Here is a 24,654-nt window from a genome sequence, read left to right on the forward strand (position 1 = left end):
CATTAACCATGACGAACCGCGACGGTTTTAAGAACGCTGAAGCCATAAAGGGCTTCAAACCCCTTTTCCCGGCCAAAGCCTGATTTACGCATACCGCCAAATGGCAGCTCAACCCCGCCCCCGGCCCCGTAGTTGTTGATAAATATCTGTCCGGCTTTGATCGCCTTGGCCATGCGCATCTGGCAACCACCATCGCGGGTCCAGACCCCGGTCACCAGCCCATAATCAGTGCCATTGGCAATTTCCACCGCTTCTTCCTCGCTGTCAAAAGGGATTGCGACCTGAACGGGGCCGAATATTTCTTCCTGCGCCAGTTTATGATCCGGTGGCACATCGCGAAAAAGGGTTGGCCTTACATAACAGCCATTTTCCGGGCATCCGTCCATAATCTGCCCCTGCGCGGCAATTTTTAATCCGCTTTCTAGCCCGGCATTAATATAGCCTTCAACCACATCCTGCTGTTTTTTTGAAATAAGCGGCCCGACATCCAGATTATCTGTTGCCGGCCCCACTTTCATGGCGCTTATTTTTTCAGAAACCATTTTGATCACTTTTTCATAAACCCCGCGCTGGATTATGAGCCGGCTTCCGGCGGAGCAGGTCTGCCCGCCATTTTGGATACAAGCACCGACAAGAAAAGGTAAAGCGGCCTCAAGATCCGCATCATCAAAGACAATCTGTGGTGATTTCCCGCCAAGTTCCAGTGTCACCGGCACAATATTTTCCCCGGCCGCTTTTTCAATCAGTTTACCGACACCGACTGAGCCGGTAAAGCTGATATGATGAACGCCGGGATGGCTGGAAAGGGCTGCCCCCGCCTCATTGCCAAGCCCGGTGACCACATTTAAAACTCCTTTTGGCAGTCCCGATTCCTCGGCTATTCTGGCAAATAAAAGCGCGGTCAGGCAGGCTTCTTCCGCCGGTTTTAATACACATGTATTACCCATGGCCAGTGCACCGCCAATGCAGCGCCCTGCAATCTGCATCGGGTAATTCCAGGGCACAATGTGACCGGTGACACCATGCGGCTCACGCAGTGTATAAACAGTATATCCATCCATATAGGGAATTGTGTGGCCCATTACCTTATCAGCGGCCCCACCGTAAAATTCCATATAACGGGCCATGGCAATGGCATCATTTCTGGCCTGGGTGGTTGGTTTTCCCACATCAAGACTTTCAAGACGGGTCAGTTCATCAACATGTTCCAGTATTTTTTCACCAATTTTCGTGAGTATCCGTCCACGCTGGGTCGCGGTCATTTTTCCCCATTCACCGTCAAGGGCGGCCTGCGCCGCTTTCACTGCATCATCAATATCCTTGTCCGAGCCACGCCCGATTTTGCAGAGTAGCTCCCCGGTTGACGGGTTTATCAGGTCAAGGGTGCGGTTATTTTCCGCGTTACGCCACTGACCACCGATGAGAATCTGCTCAGTGTTGAAAGATATTGTCATTAAACTGTTCCTTATTTTTTACTTTACTCTTTGTAATGTCCGGGCTCGCTTCGAGCAATGCTTTTGTGTATGGATGGCTGGGGTTCTGGTAAACCTCTGCTGTTATTCCTTCCTCAACGATAACCCCGTCTTTCATTACCAGCACCCGGTCTGTAATATTCTTCACCGTCGTCAGATCGTGCGACACAAACAGATAGGAAATCCCGAATACGGATGTAAGTCTGGCGAGAAGTTCGAGTATCTGGTCCCGGATCAGGACATCAAGGGCTGATGTCGCTTCATCGAGCAATATAATATCCGGTTCCGTAATCAGCGCCCGGGCGATGGCAATGCGCTGGCGCTGCCCGCCGGAAAATTCATGCGGATATTTATCAATATCACTTACGCTTAAGCCTACATGGTCGAGCATTTCAATAACTTTTTCTTTTTGCTCGGAGGCACTGGGTGGATTATCAAGGGCATAATAAGGTTCAGCCACCAGTCGGCCCACCTTATGGCGTGGATTAAAGCTGCCGTATGGGTCCTGAAACACCACATTTATATGGCGCCTTAAGCGTCGTTCACCATTAAATTTATGTCCCGCAATCAGAATTTCCCCTTTCTGAAAATCCTCAAGTCCCAAAATACAGCGGGTCAGGGTTGATTTACCGCAGCCACTTTCCCCGACAAGACCAATATTCTCCCCCCTTTTTATGGTGAAGCTTACATCATTGACCGCCCGCAGTTTGTCTTTACGTCCGATTTTATACTCCTTGCTTAAGTTCCGCACTTCAAGCACGGGTTCCGCATCCTCTACAATAAATTTCTGCTGCAATTTATGATGGGCGGCTGCAAACAGCATTTTTGTATAGTCATGTTTCATATTTTCAAAAAAACCGTTCCTTGGTCCCTGCTCCACCACTTTACCGTCTTTCATAATAACAATATGATCGGCAATATCAGAAACCACCGCAAGATCATGACTGATCAAAAGCAGGCCCATTTTATCCTGATCAACCAGTTTTTTAAGAAGTGTCATAATTTTTGCCTGTGTCGTCACATCAAGTGCCGTTGTCGGCTCATCCGCAATTAAAAGTGCCGGTTTTTGGGATATGGCAATGGCAATCACCACCCTTTGTCGCTGCCCGCCGGAAAGCTTATGGGGATAGGTATTCAATGGGAAACGCTGATTATCAAGGCCAACCCGGTGCAAGGCCAGCTCCGCCCGCTCCCGCACTTCTGCGCGGCCAAGACCGGGTTCTGAAATCCGGATCGCTTCCATCACCTGTGCGCCGATGGTCTCAACCGGGTTTAACGCGGTCATCGGTTCCTGAAACACCATACCGATATCGTTGGCACGAACCGCGCACATTTCCTTTTCCGGCTTTTCGCTGATATTCTGATCCTTTAACCAGATGGCCCCTGATGTAGTCGCCCCATCCGGCAGAAGCCGGATCACGGCGGATGAAGTCATGGATTTACCCGAACCGCTTTCCCCGACAATCGCCACAACCTGTCCTTTTTCAATGCTGAGGCTCACTTTTTCAAGAATAGTGGTGCCATGAATGGAAAGGCTTAAATCCTGTATATCAAGCAGTGACATCGCCGGTCTTTCTTTTCTTTAATTTCGGATCAAGCATATCACGCAGGCCGTCCCCCATCAGGTTAAGTCCAAGCACCATCGCCACAATCACACCACCGGGGAAATATGCCAGCCAGGGCGCAAAGAAGATCATGGTCTGGGCATCATTCAGCATCCTGCCCAGGCTCGGATTCGGTGGCTGGGTTCCAAGCCCGACGTAGGAGAGGCTGGCTTCGGCGATAATTGCTATTGAAAACTGGATTGTCGCCTGAACAATCAGAATATTTAATATATTGGGAAGGATATGTTCATAACTGATCCGCATCATGCCCTTGCCCGCAACCCTTGCCGCCATGATATAATCACGGGTCCAGAGGCTTAAGGCACCCCCCCTGCTCATTCTGGCGAAAACCGGAATATTAAATATGCCAATGGCAATAATGGCGTTGATTGCCCCAGGGCCGAAAACGGCGGTAATCATAATCGCCATCAAGAGTGACGGAAAGGCAAAAACCAGATCATTGCCCCGCATCAGCATTTCATCAATCAGACTGCCGCCATTCATGCGGCTGCCTGCTGCCCAAAGCCCGAGCGGCACGCCTAATATCATACCAATACCAACCGCCACAAGGGATACGGCAATGGCATTTCTTGTCCCCACCATCACCATTGAAAAAATATCACGGCCGAAATGATCTGTCCCCATAAGATGGTCAAGCCCCGGCGCCGCAAACTTACCGGCAATATTGATCGCTTCCACATCATAGGGTGTCCAGAAAAAGGACAGAATGGCGACAAAGGTAAAAATAAAAGTCAGTACCCCGCCGACAATGAAACTAAAGGGGAAACGGTTCATCGCTGCCCCCCTTCCCGAAGGCGCGGATCAACAATGGCATAAAACAGATCCACAATGAATGTGATCATCACCACAGCCAGCACCAAGAGTGTCACAATTGATTTCACGACAATCAGGTCCCGCTGGGCGATTGACTGAAAAACCAGCCGGCCCAGACCAGGCAGTGAAAATATACTTTCAATGATTATCCCCCCCGCCAGCAGAAAGGAAAACTGAAGCCCGAGGATCGTCAGCACCGGGATCATGGCATTCCTTAGTCCATGACGGATCAGTGCCTGCCTCCTGCTTAAGCCCTTGGCGCGGGCGGTTCTGATATAATCTTCCTGCATAACTTCGAGCACTGATGAGCGCATCACCCGCGCGAGGATCGCGGCCTGCGGCAGGGCAAGCGATACAGCCGGTATGGTCAATGCCTTGATACAGGGCCAGAAACCGGCATCCCAGCCGGGAAAGCCGACAGCGGAAAACCACCCAAGCGATGTTGAAAAAATAAGCACCATTAAAATGGCAAACCAGAAATTGGGGATCGCCACACCGACCTGCGCCATCCCCATAAGCGTGGTATCAACAGCACTGCCCCGCCGCGACGCGCTGATCACCCCCACCGGAATGGCAATAAGTGTTGACAAAATCAACGCATAAAGGGTCAGCGGTACAGAAACAAGTGTCCGCTCGCCAATCAGTTGCGAAACCGGCACGCGGTAGGTATAACTGATGCCAAAATCACCGGACAGCATGCCGCCAACCCAGCTGAAATATCTTTCGAGCGCCCCCTTATCCAGACCCAATTCGACGCGAAGCGCATCAGCGGCCTCAGTGCTGCCGGAAAGCCCCATCATATAAGCGGCCGGGTCGCCCGGCACCACTTCAATAATCAGGAAAATAACAATCGTTGCGACAATTAAAGTCATCACTAGCGATAGCAGCCTTTTTAAGATATACTGCGCCATCAGTCCGCCCCCTCGATATAGACATCACGAAGATCATTGGATCGGATCGGGTAATTGGCCCACATGCCTTTCACTTCTTTTTTCCAGACCCCAAACTTTCCAAGCTGGTAAAGATATCCGTTCACTGCGTCCTCAGCAATTTTGCGCTCGGCTTCCTTATATAAACGGCTGGTCTCGTCCGCGTCGGTGCTTTCATCAATTTTTGCAATGATTTCCTGAAAATCAGCATTGTCATAGCCAAAATAATAATTGGGATTGGCATAAATATTAATATCCATTGGCTCAACATGGGATACGACCGTCAGATCAAAATTACGGTTTCTAAGCACCTGATCAATCCACTGGGCCCATTCCATATTTACTATTTTTATCCTAATACCGATCCGGCCCAGCTCAGCGGCAATCAGCTCCCCCGTCCGTCTGGCATAGGTGGGCGGTGGCAATTTCAAAGTGGCATCAAAACCGTTCGTGTAACCCGCTTCTTTCATCAGTGCCCGTGCCTTACCAAGATCAAAAAGATAAAGCCCCGTCAGATCAACATAATCGGGATGGTTCGGGGCAAAATGGGTTCCAATCGGTACCGCATTGCCAAACATGGCGCCATTGATTATTTCCTTGCGGTTGATGGCATGGGCCATGGCTTTTCGGACCAGGATATTGTCAAACGGTGATTTTTTATTATTGGTTGCCAGGATCGTTTCCCCCGCGGTCAGCCCGACCACCACATCAAATCGCGGGTCACGGTCAAACAGAAACAGATTTTCCGGGGCCGGATAATTGGGAAAAGTATCAATATCCCCGGCCATCATCGCCGTATAAGCCGATAAGGGATCCGGGATAAATTTGAAAGTGGCCCCGTCAAGTCGTGGCTCAAGGCCCCAATAATCATCATTTTTAACGAGTTCCACCCGATCCCCGCGCACCCATTTTTTAAACCGGAACGGCCCTGTCCCCACCGGGTTAAACGCGTTTCCCGCCGCTGATTCCTCTGCCACGATCACCGCATCCCCAAGTCCGATATTAAACAGAAAATCCGGACGGGCATGATCAAGCGTCATCATAATGGTCAGCGGGTCCAGAATATCAATCAGTACAATCGGCGCGAAAATATATTTCTTGGCATTTGTTGAATTTTTGGCCCTCGCCCGGTTGAATGAAAATTTCACATCTTCTGCATCGAAATCGCTGCCATCATGGAATTTTACCCCTTCCGCCAGATGAAAAACATAGGAACGGCCATCGGTTGAAACTTCCCAGAACAGGGCAAGGCCCGGTCGAACTTCACCATCCTTATCTATCCTGACAAGTCCTTCAAATATATTGCCGTAAACCACTTCATCAATGGCAGCAGCAGCCCCCGATGTCGGGTCAAGGTTCGGTGGTTCCAGCTGCAAGCCTACATTCAGGATGACCGCAAAAGCGGTAGTCCTTGATGTCAGGTAAAAAAGCAGCAGAAACCCTAATTTTCTCATACAGAGACCTGCCTCGCAGCAACGATGATTCCGTCCGGTTCTAATCTTTTCATCATTTCTAGTGTCGCCGGGCATACGCCCTCGTCAATTATATATCTGGTTGACTTCTGGTCCGTTTTATTCTCTGGCAATGCCTGTAATAGCAATTTTACCGCATTCTTTATGGTTTTTACCGATGTAAAGCTCATATGATGGCTATATTGTCCCAAAACTGCCGGCAGCTGTTCCGGGTTACCACAAAGGGCAAAAATAATATCGCCTGACTTTTTCCCGGATAAGGCGGTCAATTGATCAATGATGTTTTCAGTACCATAAGGACCAAGATGCCCGGCTCCCGAATAAATCACCAGTTTGCCGTCACCACGAAGCTGCAAAAGCGCATCAGCCATATCAGGCCCTTCCTGTTCTGCTAATGCCCGCAAAGGAAGCCCCGCAGACAATGAAACCGCCCCGAGACCTGCGTTAAAGCCGCGTCTTGTCAATTTTAGGGATTTATGTTCGTTCATATAGGCTCCATCATTTCCTGAAAACTGAAATATACATTAGCCCCAACCTGATTGAGATTAAAGCCTTAATAAGAAAATTATCAATGAGAGAGGGGTTATTTCTTCTCTTCATTTTTGACAGTGGATACAAGATGCTGGAATTTTTGTTTTTCCGGTTCTGAAAGCCCACGGTAAAGGGCCAGTACATCATTCTCATCTTTTTCCAAAAGCTGATATTGCGACGAACCTCTAACTTCTTCATTAGGGCGGGATTGTGAACTGTTAAAACCGGACAATACTTCAGAAACACTCATTTCCATAAAGTCCGCGAATTTCACAATTTCGGTAATTTTTAATGCCCGAGTTCCACTTATCATATCCGAAATACGCGTATGAGGCAGACCTAATATTTCTGCCAGATCCTTTTTCTTTTTACCAAGCAATTTAATGCGTTCGGATATCCAATTTCTTTTTTTTCCGGTCATTTATTGAATATTGACCGATAAATTTAAAATTTCACGCACTAAAATCGTACATTTCGCTTGACTTGGAAAGTTAATATATTCAATACTTATGCATGGTTGTAAAGAAGTCATAACAACAACCTGAAAATTCAAACAGACAAAGTGATCATTCCTTACCCCAATTAGAAGTGATCACTTACGGGGCAAGTTGATCATGCTTGTCCCGTTTTATTTTCAGCTTAAAGACCTTGAAATTATAAAATAAATTCCCAAAAAAGAAAAAGGCAGGATCCGGTATCCTGCCTCTCACCTGGAAAGTAAAACTATTAAAAAACAGACTTGAGTAATCTTATCAGATTTCCTACCTGAACATAATGATCGTCAGAAAATCCATAGGTATAATCCAAGATCAAAAGACCAACGGCAATCATCAGAATACAGCAGGTGCTATTTAATAAGCCCAAATACATTTTACTATCCTTCAAACACGAACTACTCTTACTCAAACATAATACTCAAAATTTACATTTCCCATTTTGATGCAACAGCATACAAAACATAAAAAGATAAACTTTTATCTATTATTATGCGAAAAGCGTGCCAGAATGATTTTTTTGTTATTTTACAAAGAACTATATGGTTAACAGACTGTTACCTAAAATCCATGTGTAAAAATTATTTACACAAGAAATTCATATTTCCCGTATTGAAACAATTATTTCTGTAAAGTAAATATCAGCCTTAAATTATCTGTTGCGCCTTTTTCTAAGGGCGCCAAACCCCAGTGCAATGGGACCAAACATCCAGATAGCAGCCGGAAGTGGTACAGCACTTAATTCTACGTTTAGTCCATTTAGAGGATCTCCTGCCTTATATGCCCAGGCATTTGCGAGATTGGTTGGAGAGCCGAAAAATACATTTCCAAAACCTGTATCAAAATTATATTGTGCATTAACATAAGCACCGATTGAATATTCGAAATTGTTATTGGACGCCCAATATATCCCGCCAAGATTTGTGAATGGCCCGGGCGCTGAAGCCGTAATGCCCCGAATATGGTATAAATATGCAAATAATCCCTGTGCTATTAGACAGGCTTCATCGCACCCTGCTGTCGGCCCGGGTGTAAAATACGGAAGTGTCCAGCCGGTAATACCGCCTATATCAAGCCCCGCTGCCCAATCCATGGCTGATTGGTAAGAAAGCTGGCCTTGTGAATTTGTATTGGCAACAAATGTGACATTTACCTGCGGATCAAAATATGCCAGCCCGCCATATCTTTCTTCAAGTGGTGGAAGCACTGCGGAAAATGCCTGGCTTGTCCAGCAAAGGATAATCATGGCTAAAAAAAGATTGCAAATTTTTGATGTCATTCCCTACTCCTGACTATTATTAAAAACAGACAGTCAGTATAGGAATTATAAATTATTGTGAAATCCCCTGAACAGGGGAATATTATCTCTGCATTAGCAATTTATAAGCCGCAGATGCCATTACTTTTGCAGAATCAATCATATCTTTCACGACCACATATTCATCGGGCTGATGGGCAAGCTCAAGTATGCCGGGGCCGTAGGCAATGCAGTCCTTAAGATTGCCGATACGGTCAATATGCTTCTGATCATATGTCCCTGGAGAACAGATCAGGTCCGGTTTTTTGCCGAGAATATCTTCAATTGCCGCCGAGGTCGCCTTAACCACGGGAGCATTCACATCTGTCATGCTGGGAATAACTTCAAGCATATCGCGGATTTCATATTTAAACCCTTCGCGCGACGTTTCCAGCGACGCCAGAATGCCCTTAATCTCATTTTTCACTTCGTCAAGCTGCTCTTCAACAATGAAGCGCCGATCAATTATCATTCTGCAGCTGTCCGGCACACAAGGTGCAGGGAGGCCGTCATTTCCTTCTTCCTGACCGCCATGAATGCTGTTGATATTCAGTGTAGATTGTTTGGCACCTTCCGGCACAACCGGCATTTTTGTATGGCGTGCTGCCATGGCCGGGTAGAGTTTATCTTCAAATTCTGCAATAACGGCCCCCATATGCCGCACGGCACAGTCCCCCAGAAACGGCATTGAACCATGGGCAATACGTCCATGGGTTTCAATTTCCGCCCACCAGACACCCCGGTGACCAAGACAGACACGATCAACATTAAGCGGCTCCGGTATGATGACATGATCAACCCGGTCCTTGCTGAAATATCCCTGCTCGGCCAGATAAGCAACACCACCCAGCCCGCCGGATTCCTCATCCGCTGTTCCTGATATTTCGATCGCGCCTCTCAGCTCAATCCCGCTGTTAATGAGGGCTTCAACAGCAATGATGGATGCGGCCAATCCCCCCTTCATGTCACAGGTGCCACGGCCATAAATTTTTCCGTCAACGAGCTCTGCCGCAAATGGATCATGGGTCCAGCCATCACCGGTTTCGACCACATCGATATGGCTGTTAAAATGGACACAAGGCCCCTGACGGCCTGTTTCATAACGGGCAATTACATTAAAGCGCGGATAATCGGCATTGTCGCCCGGCGTCCCTCTTGCCCGGACATACTCAATGGTAAAACCGCTGTTTTTAAGGCGGTTACCGATATATTCAACGCAGGGCTTATAATCCCTTCCGGGCGGGTTCACGGTTGGAAACCGGACAAGATCCTGACATAACCTTACAAGATTATCTTCCGCTTTTTCAATCAGTTCGAAAACTTGTAATAAGGCAGGTTCTTTCATATTATCTTACTCATAATTTGATTTATAAAAAAACTATAAGGTATAAGTTTTATAAACAAGTCTTTTTATTAATTCTGTCAAATTTTGACCTGTATCAAGGTGGTATTTCCTATAATTCCTAATATCAGATCAGTTTATGAACCATAAATACATTCAGGAGAATTCAAATGATAAAAACAATTTTAGTCCCGATCGGACATGACAGAGGCACAGAGGCCCGGGTGGCCATGGCCGCGAAACTAGCCGATAAATATGATGCCCATGTGCGGGCCCTTCACGTTATGACGCCTGCCGGCGATATGTTTAAGTCCATGCCTGTGGAAGCCTATACAGCAGAAGCATTCAACCAATATGAAAAGGACCTTAAGGCCGAAGCGGAAAGATACCGCGAGAGATATGAAAAGCAGCTGAAAGCAACAGGTGTACGCTATGACTGGTGCCAGCAACAGGGCAACCTGCTTGATTTTCTGAACATGCATTCAAGAACCGCTGATCTGACTGTACTAACCCAAAAAGGGGATGCTATTGATGATATTTTAAGCGTGATGCATGATTTTATTATTGAAGGCGGACTGCCCGTGATTGTCGTGCCAGAAGCAGGTGCGCCGGTCGATTTTAAGAATATTCTGATTGCCTGGGACGGCGGTAGTCAATGTGCCAAGGCCACTCATAATGCCTTGTCTATTCTAAAGGCAGCTGACAAAGTAACCGTTCTGACCGTATCAGAAGAAGATAAGGATTATCTGCCTGAAGCAGATATTTGCATCAAACTGGACCGCCACGGTGTTAATGCAGAAGCGCTGACCGTTTCCGAAAGCGATTCAGTCAGCGATACAATTCTGGAAACGGCTCAAAAGATAAACGCCGATATGATCATTGCAGGGGCCTGGGGCCATAGAAGACTTCGGGAAATTGTCTTTGGCGGCGCAACAAAGGATCTTCTCAGCAATCAGCAGTTTTCTGTTTACCTGTCACACTAACACCCTCCTGAATGGGTAACCCGCCGTTCTTCTAAGGCAATAATGCTTTAACAAAAGTTCGGCGGGCTCTTCATTTCAGGTTGTTCAGATTTTTGACAGGCGTCGTTCTATTGATTTGATCATTGAATCCGGGCTGTCCATTGGATCTGTTCGTTTAATGACACGCTTTTCCTGATTAAGCCCATAGGGCGAGTTTTCAATAAATTCATAAAGGTCCGCAATTGGCAGCGGTTTACTGATAAAAAATCCTTGCACCAGGTCACAGCCAAGCTGACGGAGGATCTCCATTGATGCTTCGTCTTCCACCCCTTCTGCCGTGACTTTAAGACCGAGATTATGTCCCAGATCAATTGTTGACCGGACAAGAATTTCATCCTCTTTATTTTTTGCCAGATCAAGAACGAATGACTTATCTATTTTTAGTTCCTTAACCGGCAATTTTTTAAGATAGCTCATGGATGAATAGCCAGTTCCATAATCGTCAATAGATAGCAATAATCCATGCTGATAAAGATCGTTTAAAACCCCAAGGGCCAGTTCCGGATCCTGCATGATGGCATTTTCAGTGACTTCCAGAACCAGCCGCGTTCTTGGCACGCCGTATTTTTCTAAAAGCTTAATGATGATTTCCGGCAATTTACGGTTGGAAAGGTCCCTCGCCGAAAGATTAATCGCCATTTTCAGATCAATATTTTCAGCTATCCAGTCGCGGCACTGCGCTATAGCGGCATCAAGTCCCCATAAGGTAAGATGATGGATATGGCCGGTCTGCTCCGCCATGGTGATAAAATCATCTGGCGGAATAAAACCGCGCTCGGGATGGATCCAGCGAACGAGCGCCTCAACATGGGTTATATGGCCCAATTTAAGATCAACTTTCGGCTGGTAATAAAATTTCACATCCCCCTCTTCGAGACTTTTTCTGAAATCTCCCATTAATGAAAGTCGGTCCGCATCATACCCATCGATTTTTTTATCATAAATGCAAATGCGGTTGATATCATCTTTTGCATGTAATGTGGCAATACTTGCGCGCTGTAACAGTAAATCCGCCGTTTGCGCATGCTCTGGCGAACAAGAAATACCAATGCTGACATTCGTATCAATGGTGAAATTATGCACCATGAATGGATCATCAAATATGGCCAGCAATTCCCGAGCCAGACTGACCGAATTGATACTGTTGCCGCCTTCAAACACAAGACAGAAATGTGCCGAACTTAAGCGCGCGACAAAATTATTACTGTTGGCTTTTTGCAGAAGCCGGATACCAATTTTTCTTAATAGTTCCCTTGCCGTGTCATAACCCAGCGTATTTCTTACCTCATCAAAACTATCTATGGATATTTGAAGCACACTGAACATCTGACCCGTATCAACCTGATTGTTAAACAAAATCTGCAGATATTTATCAACATTATTGCGGTTCGGTAGGCCTGTTTCCAGATCATGTTCCGCCTGATACAAAATCTTCTCTTCACGGTCCTGAATACCGATAATCATCTGATTAAAATGTTCCGCTAATTGACCGATTTCGTCTTTTTGCTTTATTGCCGTTACTTTTTCGTATCGACCTATTTGAATTAGGTGCGCTGCCCGTGCAAGCAGCTCTAACGGCTTTGAAACCGTCTTGGCAACAGTAATACTGCCCATAATCAGGGAAACCAGCCCCAATACCGCCAATGCCATTAGGACATATGCCAACGGCCTATAGGGACTATAGGCTGCATCAAGCGAATAGGTAAGCAGAATACTGATCGGACTTTCTCCGATTGAGCTTGGAAGCGCCGTTCTGTGTGCCATAAAATGATCATTAAGTGCTTCATGCAAGTCTATTTCGCCCTGACTTTCCGCCAAATCGAACTGATCTGTCACATCCGCTGCAATTTGATGATCAAGTGTTGATATAAGAGAAATCAGTTTCCCTTCTGGCTTTTTTTCAACCAGAGTTATATCAATGCCATCCGGCAATGTTTTCTTTAATTCATTTAAGGATGTCTGATCCAGCTTGTCACCGATCGCCACCCAGGCAACAGGAATAGGTGCCAATACCGGGACAATTGTAAACTGATAAACATTGCCGGCAATTTTTATAAAGCTGTAGGATTCACCCGCATCATCAGCGGTATCAATCAGTTTTTGAAAAATATCCTTTTGTGCCGCTTTTGTACCATCATCCGAAATTTCGGCCAATACATTATAATCCGTTGAAAATATCATGGCGCGGCTGGCCCCGACCCGGCTGGACAGGTTTTCTAGTGCAGATATTATCGTTGCCTTATCATCTGTGGTTACAGCTGATCTGAACCCATAATCCGTTGAATATATATTCGCTTCACTAAGCCAGCTGTCAATTTTGGCTTTCATGGCCTGGTTAAAAACAGTGCTACTATAAATCAACTGTGCATCTGCCTGTTTTTCCAGATTGTTTTTTGTCGCAAAATAAACCGAAGAATAAATGAGTGCCTGAACTAAAACGAACAGAAGTGCAAATAAGATCACAAGTTTGGTTTGAAAACTTTTAAACATATATTTCCTTCAAACTTCAATATTTACTTCTGCTGCGGTTACGCTCGCGTTTGAGCGGGATTTCAAACTTAAGCTGATCAATTCCCTGATCTGTCACTGTTATCTGTTTTTTATAATCCTCTTCTTCGCCGCTCAGACGTGGATGCCAGACATAGGCATCATAAGTCCCCGGCATAACATTGACGATTGTTGCGCCGCCTTTTTCATCTGTCGTTGCAAAACTGTGAGAGCGGGCCACATAAATATAGGCCAGCATGTTATCGTGGATATTACATCCAAGGGCAACGATCCCTTCCTTATCAAAAACGACCGATTTTTCCTCATCTTCACCATAAAGCTCAAGTTCAAATCTTTTTACCTTTGAAAAGGAATAAACATGATGGCGGATTTTATCTTTATTGGGAAAGGAAACAGTTGTCCCAACAGCAACAGGCAGGACAAATGGCGAAAACTGAATATTCTGTTGTGTCATTACCGGTGGCGGCATGACGGCATTTTTACTTTCAAGAGCCGGACTTTCACCAACTAGTGTTATGACGGCATATTCAAGTGGGTTTCCATCTTCGTCGGTTATCAGAGCGTTTATATCAACCGCAAAACTATGACCAACAGGCAGCAAAAAGGTTGCCATTATGTAAAGGACGACCCGCATGAACGAAATCTTATAATCTCTCATTTTTATTTTCATTTTCAGATCTTTTGCCAGTAACCATTTAACATCCGGTAATTTTTATATCGTTTCTCTGTTAAATTTCCCTTAATTTGCCCTTAAAAAACTGACTTTTCTGCGATTTATGATCTTTTAATGATTTTATGTAATCATGTACTCAATGGACATTTGAATTCCAGAATGAAAATGGATGCGAAAATGAATATGAATTACAGGATAACGGCAATATTGCTATGCTGTCTTGGTTTTTTGGTCAGCCCGGCCGTTGCGCAGGATCATTTTCCGGAATTTTCTTTTACCGGCTATGCTGACGCGCGCCTGAGTTATTCTAGCGGCGAACCCAGTTGGCTTGAATGCGGCCTTGGAAAAACCAGATACGGGTCCGACCCGGACGGAAATGATGAAGTCCGGCTAAATCTCGCCGAAGCGGCACTGCTGGTTGATACCAAATTTTCATGGGAATTATCCTCATTCGTCAATTTGAAGTTTGACCCGGAGCAACCACATAGCATTGACGTTGTTGAAGCCTATTTCAAATATAACAAACTTCTGACCTCCGGCTATAAACTGGAAGTGCGTCTTGGCGCGTTTTATCCCCATATTTCCCTTGAAAATTATGATATTGCCTGGACCAGCCCCTATTCCATCACCCCATCTGCCATTAATAGCTGGATTGGTGAGGAAATAAAAACCACCGGTATCGAAATTTCCGCTGAAAAGGAATTTGAAAATCAGGCCCTGAAAATCAATGCCGGCCTGTTTGGCGTTAATGATACGTCCGGCACGCTGCTTTTTTATCGTGGCTGGGCCCTGCATGACAGCAAAACGACCCTGTTTGGTCAATTTCCACTTCCCGCTGTGAATGCGCTTTCCCCGACCGGAATATTCAGAAGACAGGATCCCTACACCATACCCCATTATGAAATTGATAACAGGCCGGGTTATTTTGTCGGCTTTAACTGGGAATATTTCGGTTATCTATCCTTAAATGCCCTTTATTATGACAACCGCGCCATCCCAGACGCCCGCATCGGCGGGCAATATGGCTGGGAATCTGATTTTTTAAATATCGGTATGACTGTCGATTTCGTAAAAGATATTGAAATTTTCGGCCAGTTCTTAAAAGGCAACACCAAAATGGGTCCCGATTTGGGTTTTAGGCCGGCGGACGCCAATTATGAAAGCTTTTATATCATGCTCAGCCGGCAAGTTGGTCCACACCGCATTTCCGCCCGCTATGATGATTTTGCCATGATTGATCAAACCCTGATTGAGCGAAACAATAATGACGAAGACGGCCATGCCTGGATGCTGGCCTATGCGCTTGATGTCACCAACGGTCAGCGCTTTATTGTTGAACTGCTGCAGCTTACCAGCAAGCGGTCCGACCGCGCCGACTTCGGCCTACCGGCAAAAACCAATGAAACGCAGGTTCAAGCCAGTTACCGGGTTACTTTTTAAGTTAGCTATACCCGGCGGCGCATCCGTCTTTTCGCGGGTCTGATCCACCAATCAGCGTTCCTTTTTCCCAGTCGATCCAGATCGCCTGCGACCCACCGATCGGAATTTTCGGGGTCACAACTTTATGACCTTTAGTTTGTATAATGTCTTGTACAGTTGCATCAATATCATTTTCAACCTCAACATTGCCGCAGAACGGGTCGGAAAAAAAGCGTGGTAAATCCATCGCCGCCTGAATATCCAGTCCGTAATCAAGAAGTCGAGTTAAAAACTGCATATGGCCGAATGCCTGATACTGCCCGCCCATCACGCCGTATGACATTACCGTGCGACCGTCCTTGGCAACCATGCCCGGGATAATTGTGTGAAGCGGCCTTTTACCGCCGGCTATTTCATTGGGATGGTCTTTTTTTAAGGAAAAACCCCTGCCCCGATTATGAAGCAGCACGCCGGACCTCGGCGCCATAAGGCCACTGCCGAACTGCCGGAAAATTGTATTGATAAAGCTGCAAAAGTTCCGGTCCTTATCGACCACAGTGATATAAACCGTATCTTTATGATCCGGCAGGTCATAGGGATCAAGCGTTTCAATCCGCCTGTCCGTGATCGCGGCGGCCAGCCGTTCTATATTCTTCTCCCCCAGCAATTTATCAACCGGCACATCCTTAAAATCCGGATCGGCCAGATACAAATCCCGCTGATGGTAGGCCAGCCTGCCAGCCTCAATCTCCTGATGGATGCGTTTGGCGCTTAAGGGGCCGTCCTTTTCAACCTCAATCCGCTCCATAATTTTAAGCAGCATCAGGGCAATAATTCCCTGCCCGTTGGGCGGGCACTGGTAAATGTCATAGCCCCGGTAATTGGCAGAAATCGGCGTCACGTAATTGCCGCTATATCCCGCAAAATCATCCAGCGTATGAAGTCCGCCCAGCGATTTTAGATATCCGACAATATCATCGGCGACCTCACCCTTATAAAAGCCGTCTCTTCCATATTCACCAATTATTTCAAGGGTTTTAGCGAGTTTCAGTTGTCTATGAATATCCCCCGCTTTGGGCATGACACCATCCGGTATAAAGACTTTTGCCGCATGCTCGCTATTCTTTAGGTAATCCGCCCCGCGGGCAAAATCAAACCCGACCCGGTCCAAAATTTTATAGCCGTTTCTAGCAAAACCAATTGCCGGTTTTAACAGTTCCGCCAGGTTAAATTTACCATGATCGGCGATAAGCCTGGCCCAGGCATCCACCGCGCCGGGAATGGTCACCGCATGGGGGCTGTTTTCGACAATCTCACTGATCCCCTGCTCCCGATACCATGCCCCGTTTGCCGCCGTCGGGGCACGGCCGGAGAACCGTTATAGGCAACATAATCGGCCTTCCCCTCCGGTGAATAAAGACAGAAACAATCGCCGCCGATCCCTGTTGACTGTGGCTCCACCACACATTGCACGGCGCAGGCCGCCACAGCCGCATCCATGGCATTGCCGCCGGCTTTTAAAATATCCAGCGCCGTTTCCGTCGCCAGCGGGTGGGACGTTGCCGCCATGCCGGTTTTTTCCGTCACCGGCCCCTGCCCGGTTTTTCCAAAATAGGTTTGCTTCAAAATGATACTGACCCTTCCAATTTTACCTTCACACTTTTTGTCAGAAATCGGCATAGTTGGCAACGACTGAAACGCGTAAAACGTTCATTATCGGACAACTCAACTGTACGATAATGAACATCAAAAAATTAAGCTATTGATAATAAACATATTTTTTTCTGGCATAGTCCTTGCTACAATTTAAAATGGGAAATTAACTGTAAAAATGATCTGGACTTGGGAGAGTCTCGGCAAAGGGGGTTTATATGCTGATCGCAAATTATATCACGTCGGCCTGGCGCAATATTCTGCGGCACAAACTTTTTTCCATCATCAATATTATGGGGCTTGCTATCGGCCTCGCCGCCGTCATGCTGATCGCCCTTTATGTCAGGTACGAGACCAGCTATGACAGCTTCTGGAAAAATGCTGATAATATTTACCGGATGCAAATGCAGTCGGAAATTCCGGGCCTTGGATCGTATAGTTTTACAAATGTTTCCAGCCAAACATTAGAAACTATAAAAAAAGCATTTCCACAAATTAAATATGGCAGTCGCATAATAAAAACCCAAACAATCATTCAAAATAATTCTGATTACACAAAAGAAAATATTGAAATGGTTGATACTGAAATCAGCAAAATATTTGATTTTAAAGTCATTTCAGGTGATCTCAATGTAGCATTGGAAAATTCAAATGCCATAATTCTAAATCAGTCAATGACAAACAAATATTTTCCAAATACCGACGCACTTGGAAAAACTTTAACTCTGGATTTTAACTTTTTTAAACAGGATTATATTGTTTCAGCTATCATTGAGGATATTCCGCCAAATAGTCAGATTGATATTTCATCAATGGTATTATTTAATAAAAATAAGTGGAAGGAGTATACTCGACGTTTTGAAAACTGGTACGTTCCAGTCACCCAAACTTACTTCAGCTTGAATGACGGGGTTAATATTGATCAAATTAATGGCCAAATGCCAAATGTATTGGATCAATATTTTGCCCGGTTTTCAGCGTTACAACCAGATAATAAAAATTCGGATTATCTAACTTTTAATTCTATAAATATTCAGGATATACACCTAAAGGCAGAAGGTATTGGTGAACCCAAGCCTCGTGGAAGTATGGCTAATGTTATCAATTTTTCAATCGTCGCGTCATTTATTCTGATAATTGCATCAATTAATTTTATGAATTTAAGCACTGCCCGTTCAACAAGACGCGCAAAAGAAGTTGGCATTCGTAAAATAGCCGGGGCTAATCGCGGAATGCTTATTCGTCAGTTTCTTGGTGAAGCAGTTATGCTGACTACTATAGCCCTATTAATTTCAATTTGTTTGGTTGAAGTATTACTGCCTTTCCTATCAAATTTTATAAGTGCGGAAATAAAATTAAATTATTTTTCTTGGGATATGCTTAAAATTATAATTATAGCATTTAGCGTAGGTATTGTTTCCGGCCTTTATCCTTCCTTTGTTCTATCATCATATAGGCCTGTTCAAGTGCTTAAATCCAACATGAACGGTGAAAGTAATTATGCATCAAAAATAAGGCTCTTTCTTGTCGTAATTCAGTTTTCAACATCAATTTTGCTTATTGTTATTACAACAGTCGTTTACAGCCAAATCTTATATACCAGCATAAAAGACCTAGGTTTCAAAAAAGAAAATCTAATTCTCATTGAAGATACTGATAATGAGAAAGTTTTAGCAAAACAGAAGTTGCTAATTGGTGAACTCAAAAGAATTCCAGGTATTTCCAATGTAACTACTTCCTCTTTTGCACCCGGGCGAACAAATGAAATTATTGACGATTTTCGCACTTCTGAAATGGAATACGGAAAAACCATATCAATTAATAGTGATGGTATAGGCTATAATTTTTTTAAGACTTATGAAATTCCATTACTTGCAGGTAGAGAATTTGATGTAAACCGAAAGGATAAACAAACTACGTTAGAGCAAATTCGTTCCGGAAACGGAGAAATAAGCTCAATTATTCTTAATCGTGCAAGCTTGCAGAAATTCGGCTTCAGATCTGCGGAAGCGGCTATAGGAAAAACACTCTTTATGAAGATTGGAGAGGCTGATGAAAAACTTGAACGTAAATATAATATTGTAGGAGTTGTTCCTGATTTTCATCTTTATAGCCTTAAGAAGGAAATTGCCCCAACAGTCTATTTTCTAATGCCCGATAACGGACCATTCATATCCCTGCGATATAACGGGGAAAAATCATCCATTACCAGAGATGTAAGAAACCTCTGGAAACAACAATTACCCGAATTACCTTTCACTTTTAGTTATGTTTCAGATTTGGTTACTAGCCAATATAAATCCGAATTTACAGAAGCTGTCATGTTCGCGGCCTTTTCCGGGCTTGCCATTTTCATTGCCTGTCTGGGGTTGTTTGGCCTGGCGTCTTTCACCGCAGAACGAAGGACCAAGGAAATTGGCATTCGCAAGGTGTTCGGGGCAGAAGTCTGGCAGATTGTGAAATTATTGGTCTGGCAGTTTTCAAAACCGGTGCTGATTGCCAACATCATTGCCTGGCCGATTGCCTATCTGACGATGTCAAGGTGGCTGGAAAGCTTCGTTTACCGCATTGATGATATGGTGATTATTGCGCTTTGTCTTATCGCCGGGCTCACCGCCCTGCTGATTGCCTGGGCGACTGTGGCGGGGAACAGCTACGCTGTCGCCCGGCAGAACCCGATCAAGGCGCTCAGATATGAATAAACCACACACCGCGTCATTGCCGCGAAAGCGGCAATCCATTTCAAAATGGATAATTCTATCCATACCTACTTGGATACCCCGATCAAGTCAGGGTATGACAAAAAGGGGGAAATTATGGCAACGGATGCCCAATCAACCCGGGTATGACAAAAAGGGGAAAATTATATGCTGATCACCAATTACATAACATCGGCCTGGCGCAATATTCTGCGGCACAAGCTTTTTTCCATCATCAATATTATGGGTCTGGCGATCGGCCTCGCCGCCGTCATGCTGATCGCCCTTTATGTGCGCTACGAGACCAGCTACGACAACTTCTGGAAAAATTCGGGTAATATATACCGGATTCACAACAGGATGGATGTTCCGGGAAAGGATCCACAATATTATAACGGCGTAACCCCATTGCTTGCTGAGGCCATTAAAAAAAATTTCCCTGAAATTGACGAAGTTGCCCGACTGGTTGATATCAAGGAAACGATTATCATAGATCATAATAATTTTGAACTTTCTCTTGCCCTTGTTGATCCTGACATACTTAATATTTTTGATTTTAAGACCGTTTATGGAGATTTAAATTATGCCTTAAATGATAAAAGCAGTCTGGTGCTGGACCAAAGCCAGGCAAAAAAATTCTTTGGCGATACTAATCCTGTTGGAAAATCGGTTACCATTAAATTTTTTGATCATATTAAAGATTATAAAATTTCCGCTGTGATACAGGACCCGCCGGAAAATACGGTTATGCAAGTTCATGGAATGGTCGTATTGGCGGAGGAAGACTACAAGGTCAATTTATGGTCTGCCTGGTATGATAATTTCACACAGACTTTTGTCACAATTTCCAATAAATCAGATGTTCAAAAAATTGATGACAATCTGCCTCAATTTATTGACAATAATTATCCCGCCTTATCCTTTGGCCCCCCTGGAACAAAACCCAGCACTGCTGTCCATTTATCGCTGATGAATGTAGAAAATCTGCACTTTGATGCCCGTGGTGATTATGAAACAGTTCCCAGAGGGAATAAAAACAATGTTATCGTGTTCACACTTGTCGCACTTCTCATCCTTATCATTGCAGCGATTAATTTCATGAACTTAACCACCGCACGCGCAAGCCAGCGGGCCAAAGAAGTAAGTTTACGAAAAGTCATGGGTGCTAAACGTGAAAATCTTATGGTTCAGTTTTTAAGTGAAGCTTTGTTGATTGCGCTATTTGCGCTTGTCATTGCTTTCATGTTTGTTGAAATATCACTGCCTTTTTATAGTAAATTTATCGGCATTAACCTGACCCTTGATTATTTTTCATTTGATATTTTATGCGTCCTCATCTTCACAATGGGTATTGGACTTGCCGGAGGGATTTATCCATCATTTATCTTATCAAATTTTCGCCCCGCAAATATATTACATTCGAATAAATCCAATGACACACATGGATCAATCCGGTTTCGAACCCTATTGGTGGCTATTCAGTTTACTATTTCAATCACACTATTTGTATCAACGGCCGTCATTTTCAGCCAAATCATTTATGTCAATAATATGAACATCGGATATGAGAGAGAAAATTTACTCTCAATTGAGGGCGATAACCTTGAAAAGCTTAACGAAAACATTGAGATAATCATCAATCGTTTTAATAAAATCAAAGGCGTTTCCAATGTAACCTACACTGCTAATTTTAAACCGGGAACAAAGTTTACCTTTACGCAAACGAGGCCCTTGCGAGCAAAAAGTTCAGACGTAATTGACCCGGTATTGATGACATCCCGAAGTGTCGGATATGACTTTTTAAAGACTTTTGGCATCCCCTTGATTACCGGGCGTGACTTTGACCGAAACCACAGGGATCAAAGACCAACAAACGAACAGCTTGAGGCAGGAGAAAGATATACAGCATCCATTATCCTTAATAAATCTGCTGTCCGTCGTCTTGGTCTTGGCACACCGGAACAGGCAATAGGAAAAATGCTTTATATGAATGTGGGTTCAGTCAGTGATGATGGTGGTCAGAAAAAACTGGAGACAGAATTAAGCGTTATAGGTGTCATAGATGATGTGCATCTTACAGATTTAAGATCTGAAGTGCTCCCGGAATTTTATCAGCTGACCGCAGATCAACCGCTTTATGTCATTCTTCGTTATTCCGGTGACCCAATGGATGTCGTTAATCAGGCAAGAAATATATGGCGAGAACAGATGCCCGGTGTTTCCTTTGGGTTTAACTTTGCAACGGATTCTTTTGCGCAGCAATATGCCGAAGAACAAAACCAGATGATTATGTTCGCGGCTTTTTCCGGTCTTGCCATTTTCATTGCCTGTCTGGGGTTGTTTGGCCTGGCGAGTTTTACCGCGGAGCGGCGGACCAAGGAAATTGGTATCCGAAAAGTGTTCGGGGCAGAAGTCTGGCAGATTGTGAAATTATTGGTTTGGCAGTTTAGCAAACCCGTGCTGATTGCTAATATTATTGCCTGGCCAATTGCCTATCTTGCCATGAGCCGCTGGCTGGAAAGCTTCGTATACCGCATTGACGATATGGTGATTATTGCGCTTTGCCTGATGGCCGGGCTTACCGCCCTGCTTATCGCCTGGGCCACCGTCGCCGGGAACAGTTATGCCGTCGCCAGACAAAACCCGATCAAGGCACTCAGATATGAATAATTCACCGTTGAAACATTGCCTTTACATGATAGACTGACCTTCAAAAAAATATGGAGGAACGATCATGACGAAACAGGCGCTTGTCACCGGTGGTAACAGAGGATTAGGACTTGAGGTCTGCAAAGCCCTGGCCGCACAGGGCATAAAAATATTGCTGGGATGCCGGGATATTATGGACGGTCGAAAAATTGCCGCCAGCATCCCCGGTGACGTGGAAGCCGTCTATATTGATCTTTCTCATTCCAGCAAGCTAAGGGCCCAGGCAAAAGCGGTGCTTCGGGACCATGGGCCGATTGATATTCTGGTCAATAACGGTGCAATCCTAAAAAACGGGTCTATTTTGGATGCTAAAGAAACGGATTTTTATGACAGTGTTCAGGTGAACCTGATTGCCGCATTTGACCTTATCCAGATCATCTTGCCGGATATGGTGGAACGGGGATATGGCCGCATTGTCAATGTAACATCGGACTGGGGGTCCTTTGCGGACGGGCTGACCGGGCCTGTTTCCTATTCGGTGACCAAAGCGGCCCTTAATGCGCTGACCATGAATATGGCCCGTTCAATGCCAAAGAATGTCAAGGTCAATTCGGTCCATCCCGGATGGCTCAAAACTGAAATGGGCGGGTCCGATGCGCCGCTCACTGCCGCTGATGGGGCGGAAACCGTGGTCTGGCTGGCGACATTGCCGGATGATGGCCCGAGTGGCGGCTTTTTTCATTTAAAATCCAAAAAAGCGTGGTAGGGGGTATTATGATCAGCACCAGACTTGTTAATGATAAGGACCTTGGCCCCACAACCATAAAACGGATCACCGATCTGATTAATCAGGTTTATGCCGATGCTGAATCCGATCTTTGGAAAGCGGGAATGGCGAACCGGACCAACAATGAAGAAGTTGAAAATTTTATTCGGGAAAAGATGCTTATTATCGCAGAAAAAGATGGCTATATTGTCGGCGTCTGCAAAATCAGTATTGAGAGCGATGAAATTGGGGAATTTGGCATGCTGGCAGCGGACCCTGCCATGCGCGGAATCGGTATCGGTCGCAAGCTGGTCAATGCAGCGGAAAGCTGGGCCCGCCACACAGGATTTAAGACCATGAGATTAGAGCTATTGACCCCACGCCACTGGAAAAATGACAGCAAGGAATTCCTGAAAGTCTGGTATGACCGGCTTGGATATAAACCGTCTTATACTCTACCCTTTGAGGAACTGTTTGCCCACCGTATCAATGATTTTGCCACCGATTGTGATTTTACCGTCTGGCTTAAAAAATTATGATTCATTGATCTTTGTCAAAGTCGGGAAAGAATGACTTTGATATAATTTTTCACATGACAAAAAGGACAAAAATATTAATCATTGACGGCTCCTACCGGGATGATGGCATTACCGATCAGGCCGTGGAGGAAATGAGCCGTGCCCTGACGCAGCTTGGTGCCGATGCAGAAACCATTATGCTGAGGGATCACCCTATTCATTTTTGCCTGAATTGCCGCGAATGTATGCAAAAACCAGGCCCATCACCCGAACCCTGTGTCCAGCAGGACGCCATGGAAATGATTGTCCGGAAAATTGAAGAAGCGGATGGCTATGTCCTTGCGGCACCAACCAATCTTGGGTCCATCACCGCCATATTCAAGCGTTTTATGGAACGTCTTGCCGTTTATGCATATTGGCCGTGGGGAGCACATGGACCAAAATTCAGAAAAGAAAAAGAAACCAGAAAAAAGGCTGTTTTAATCACCTCCTCCGCGGCACCTGGTTTCCTTGCCCGCTGGTTTTACGGCACAACCGGCCAGCTTAAATATACGGCAAAAATAATCGGTGCCGATCCGGTTGGAATATTAAACAGCGGCCTTATTGCCGGCCACCGTGACAAAACCCTGCCCGACAGTACTCTTTCAAAAATCAGATCATATGCCGAAAAGCTTGTCATTTAACAAGTTAATTAACCTAGTTATAATAATTTTAGGATACCCTTGAGCACAATTAATATCAGATGCATTTGTTAGACACCGGATGAACCTTA

20 protein-coding genes are annotated in these 24,654 nt (G+C 45.1%); 7 read left to right on the forward strand and 13 right to left on the reverse strand.

Features of this window, described 5'->3' with window-relative positions; all coding sequences use genetic code 11:
- Positions 1 to 2: 2 nt before the first annotated feature.
- From R3D86_00575 to R3D86_00615, 9 genes are all read right to left on the reverse strand, one after another.
- Positions 3 to 1,454 (reverse strand): aldehyde dehydrogenase family protein, encoded by a 1,452-nt coding sequence (locus R3D86_00575; GenBank protein MEZ5756693.1) that lies wholly within the window; start codon positions 1,452 to 1,454, stop codon positions 3 to 5.
- Complete coding sequence (locus tag R3D86_00580; GenBank protein MEZ5756694.1) at positions 1,432 to 3,036, reverse strand: dipeptide ABC transporter ATP-binding protein; 1,605 nt, start codon at positions 3,034 to 3,036, stop codon at positions 1,432 to 1,434. Before R3D86_00580 ends, R3D86_00575 begins: the two co-directional genes overlap by 23 nt.
- Positions 3,023 to 3,871: an ABC transporter permease gene (locus R3D86_00585; GenBank protein ID MEZ5756695.1), complete on the reverse strand. Its 849-nt coding sequence runs from the start codon at positions 3,869 to 3,871 to the stop codon at positions 3,023 to 3,025. The genes R3D86_00580 and R3D86_00585 overlap by 14 nt, the downstream gene beginning before the upstream one ends.
- The gene (locus R3D86_00590; protein ID MEZ5756696.1) at positions 3,868 to 4,821 is read right to left on the reverse strand and encodes an ABC transporter permease; all 954 of its coding nucleotides are present in this window, start codon (positions 4,819 to 4,821) and stop codon (positions 3,868 to 3,870) included. Before R3D86_00590 ends, R3D86_00585 begins: the two co-directional genes overlap by 4 nt.
- Positions 4,821 to 6,293, reverse strand: a complete 1,473-nt coding sequence (locus tag R3D86_00595; protein MEZ5756697.1) for an ABC transporter substrate-binding protein — start codon at positions 6,291 to 6,293, stop codon at positions 4,821 to 4,823. The genes R3D86_00590 and R3D86_00595 overlap by 1 nt, the downstream gene beginning before the upstream one ends.
- Entirely contained in the window at positions 6,290 to 6,799 is a 510-nt protein-coding gene (locus R3D86_00600) for a hypothetical protein (GenBank protein ID MEZ5756698.1), read from the reverse strand. The genes R3D86_00595 and R3D86_00600 overlap by 4 nt, the downstream gene beginning before the upstream one ends.
- A gap of 95 nt (positions 6,800 to 6,894) precedes the next feature.
- The gene (locus R3D86_00605; GenBank protein MEZ5756699.1) at positions 6,895 to 7,263 is read right to left on the reverse strand and encodes a helix-turn-helix transcriptional regulator; all 369 of its coding nucleotides are present in this window, start codon (positions 7,261 to 7,263) and stop codon (positions 6,895 to 6,897) included.
- A 725-nt stretch (positions 7,264 to 7,988) separates the two neighbouring features.
- A complete protein-coding gene (locus R3D86_00610) occupies positions 7,989 to 8,615 on the reverse strand; it encodes a hypothetical protein (GenBank protein ID MEZ5756700.1) in 627 nt (208 codons plus the stop codon).
- Between the two features lie 82 nt (positions 8,616 to 8,697).
- On the reverse strand, positions 8,698 to 9,978 hold the full coding sequence (locus tag R3D86_00615) for an acetylornithine deacetylase/succinyl-diaminopimelate desuccinylase family protein (protein ID MEZ5756701.1): 1,281 nt from the start codon (positions 9,976 to 9,978) through the stop codon (positions 8,698 to 8,700).
- 167 nt (positions 9,979 to 10,145) lie between these two features.
- On the opposite strand from R3D86_00615, the gene R3D86_00620 reads away from it, so the two are divergent.
- A complete protein-coding gene (locus R3D86_00620) occupies positions 10,146 to 10,958 on the forward strand; it encodes a universal stress protein (protein MEZ5756702.1) in 813 nt (270 codons plus the stop codon).
- An 84-nt stretch (positions 10,959 to 11,042) separates the two neighbouring features.
- On the opposite strand, the gene R3D86_00625 is transcribed toward R3D86_00620, so the two are convergent.
- The gene (locus R3D86_00625) at positions 11,043 to 13,487 is read right to left on the reverse strand and encodes an EAL domain-containing protein (protein ID MEZ5756703.1); all 2,445 of its coding nucleotides are present in this window, start codon (positions 13,485 to 13,487) and stop codon (positions 11,043 to 11,045) included.
- A gap of 16 nt (positions 13,488 to 13,503) precedes the next feature.
- Positions 13,504 to 14,163 carry a hypothetical protein gene (locus tag R3D86_00630; protein ID MEZ5756704.1) on the reverse strand — a complete coding sequence of 220 codons (660 nt, stop codon included), beginning with the start codon at positions 14,161 to 14,163 and terminating at the stop codon, positions 13,504 to 13,506.
- Positions 14,164 to 14,355: 192 nt separating this feature from the next.
- On the opposite strand from R3D86_00630, the gene R3D86_00635 reads away from it, so the two are divergent.
- Entirely contained in the window at positions 14,356 to 15,618 is a 1,263-nt protein-coding gene (locus R3D86_00635; GenBank protein MEZ5756705.1) for a hypothetical protein, read from the forward strand.
- A gap of 1 nt (position 15,619) precedes the next feature.
- Here R3D86_00635 and R3D86_00640 read toward each other — a convergent pair whose 3' ends face one another.
- Entirely contained in the window at positions 15,620 to 16,918 is a 1,299-nt protein-coding gene (locus tag R3D86_00640; GenBank protein ID MEZ5756706.1) for a gamma-glutamyltransferase family protein, read from the reverse strand.
- Complete coding sequence (locus tag R3D86_00645; protein ID MEZ5756707.1) at positions 16,882 to 17,223, reverse strand: gamma-glutamyltransferase; 342 nt, start codon at positions 17,221 to 17,223, stop codon at positions 16,882 to 16,884. Before R3D86_00645 ends, R3D86_00640 begins: the two co-directional genes overlap by 37 nt.
- Positions 17,224 to 17,468: 245 nt before the next feature.
- Here R3D86_00645 and R3D86_00650 point away from each other — a divergent pair, with 245 nt between their 5' ends.
- From R3D86_00650 to R3D86_00670, 5 genes are all read left to right on the forward strand, one after another.
- A complete protein-coding gene (locus tag R3D86_00650) occupies positions 17,469 to 19,952 on the forward strand; it encodes an ABC transporter permease (GenBank protein MEZ5756708.1) in 2,484 nt (827 codons plus the stop codon).
- A gap of 165 nt (positions 19,953 to 20,117) precedes the next feature.
- Positions 20,118 to 22,619: an FtsX-like permease family protein gene (locus R3D86_00655; protein MEZ5756709.1), complete on the forward strand. Its 2,502-nt coding sequence runs from the start codon at positions 20,118 to 20,120 to the stop codon at positions 22,617 to 22,619.
- Positions 22,620 to 22,683: 64 nt separating this feature from the next.
- Complete coding sequence (locus R3D86_00660) at positions 22,684 to 23,364, forward strand: SDR family NAD(P)-dependent oxidoreductase (GenBank protein ID MEZ5756710.1); 681 nt, start codon at positions 22,684 to 22,686, stop codon at positions 23,362 to 23,364.
- A gap of 8 nt (positions 23,365 to 23,372) precedes the next feature.
- Entirely contained in the window at positions 23,373 to 23,903 is a 531-nt protein-coding gene (locus tag R3D86_00665; protein MEZ5756711.1) for a GNAT family N-acetyltransferase, read from the forward strand.
- Between the two features lie 53 nt (positions 23,904 to 23,956).
- Complete coding sequence (locus R3D86_00670) at positions 23,957 to 24,565, forward strand: flavodoxin family protein (protein MEZ5756712.1); 609 nt, start codon at positions 23,957 to 23,959, stop codon at positions 24,563 to 24,565.
- The last annotated feature ends 89 nt before the right edge of the window (positions 24,566 to 24,654 follow it).

It is taken from the genome of Emcibacteraceae bacterium, assembly GCA_041396985.1.
Taxonomy (GTDB): domain Bacteria; phylum Pseudomonadota; class Alphaproteobacteria; order Sphingomonadales; family Emcibacteraceae; genus Pseudemcibacter.

Bases quoted from the DNA above. Each gene is read 5' to 3' on its own strand.
- R3D86_00575 (MEZ5756693.1), bottom strand. From the start codon at position 1,454: ATGACAATATCTTTCAACACTGAGCAGATTCTCATCGGTGGTCAGTGG.
- R3D86_00580 (MEZ5756694.1), bottom strand. From the start codon at position 3,036: ATGTCACTGCTTGATATACAGGATTTAAGCCTTTCCATTCATGGCACC.
- R3D86_00585 (MEZ5756695.1), bottom strand. From the start codon at position 3,871: ATGAACCGTTTCCCCTTTAGTTTCATTGTCGGCGGGGTACTGACTTTT.
- R3D86_00590 (MEZ5756696.1), bottom strand. From the start codon at position 4,821: ATGGCGCAGTATATCTTAAAAAGGCTGCTATCGCTAGTGATGACTTTA.
- R3D86_00595 (MEZ5756697.1), bottom strand. From the start codon at position 6,293: ATGAGAAAATTAGGGTTTCTGCTGCTTTTTTACCTGACATCAAGGACT.
- R3D86_00600 (MEZ5756698.1), bottom strand. From the start codon at position 6,799: ATGAACGAACATAAATCCCTAAAATTGACAAGACGCGGCTTTAACGCA.
- R3D86_00605 (MEZ5756699.1), bottom strand. From the start codon at position 7,263: ATGACCGGAAAAAAAAGAAATTGGATATCCGAACGCATTAAATTGCTT.
- R3D86_00610 (MEZ5756700.1), bottom strand. From the start codon at position 8,615: ATGACATCAAAAATTTGCAATCTTTTTTTAGCCATGATTATCCTTTGC.
- R3D86_00615 (MEZ5756701.1), bottom strand. From the start codon at position 9,978: ATGAAAGAACCTGCCTTATTACAAGTTTTCGAACTGATTGAAAAAGCG.
- R3D86_00620 (MEZ5756702.1), top strand. From the start codon at position 10,146: ATGATAAAAACAATTTTAGTCCCGATCGGACATGACAGAGGCACAGAG.
- R3D86_00625 (MEZ5756703.1), bottom strand. From the start codon at position 13,487: ATGTTTAAAAGTTTTCAAACCAAACTTGTGATCTTATTTGCACTTCTG.
- R3D86_00630 (MEZ5756704.1), bottom strand. From the start codon at position 14,163: ATGAGAGATTATAAGATTTCGTTCATGCGGGTCGTCCTTTACATAATG.
- R3D86_00635 (MEZ5756705.1), top strand. From the start codon at position 14,356: ATGAATATGAATTACAGGATAACGGCAATATTGCTATGCTGTCTTGGT.
- R3D86_00650 (MEZ5756708.1), top strand. From the start codon at position 17,469: ATGCTGATCGCAAATTATATCACGTCGGCCTGGCGCAATATTCTGCGG.
- R3D86_00655 (MEZ5756709.1), top strand. From the start codon at position 20,118: ATGCTGATCACCAATTACATAACATCGGCCTGGCGCAATATTCTGCGG.
- R3D86_00660 (MEZ5756710.1), top strand. From the start codon at position 22,684: ATGACGAAACAGGCGCTTGTCACCGGTGGTAACAGAGGATTAGGACTT.
- R3D86_00665 (MEZ5756711.1), top strand. From the start codon at position 23,373: ATGATCAGCACCAGACTTGTTAATGATAAGGACCTTGGCCCCACAACC.
- R3D86_00670 (MEZ5756712.1), top strand. From the start codon at position 23,957: ATGACAAAAAGGACAAAAATATTAATCATTGACGGCTCCTACCGGGAT.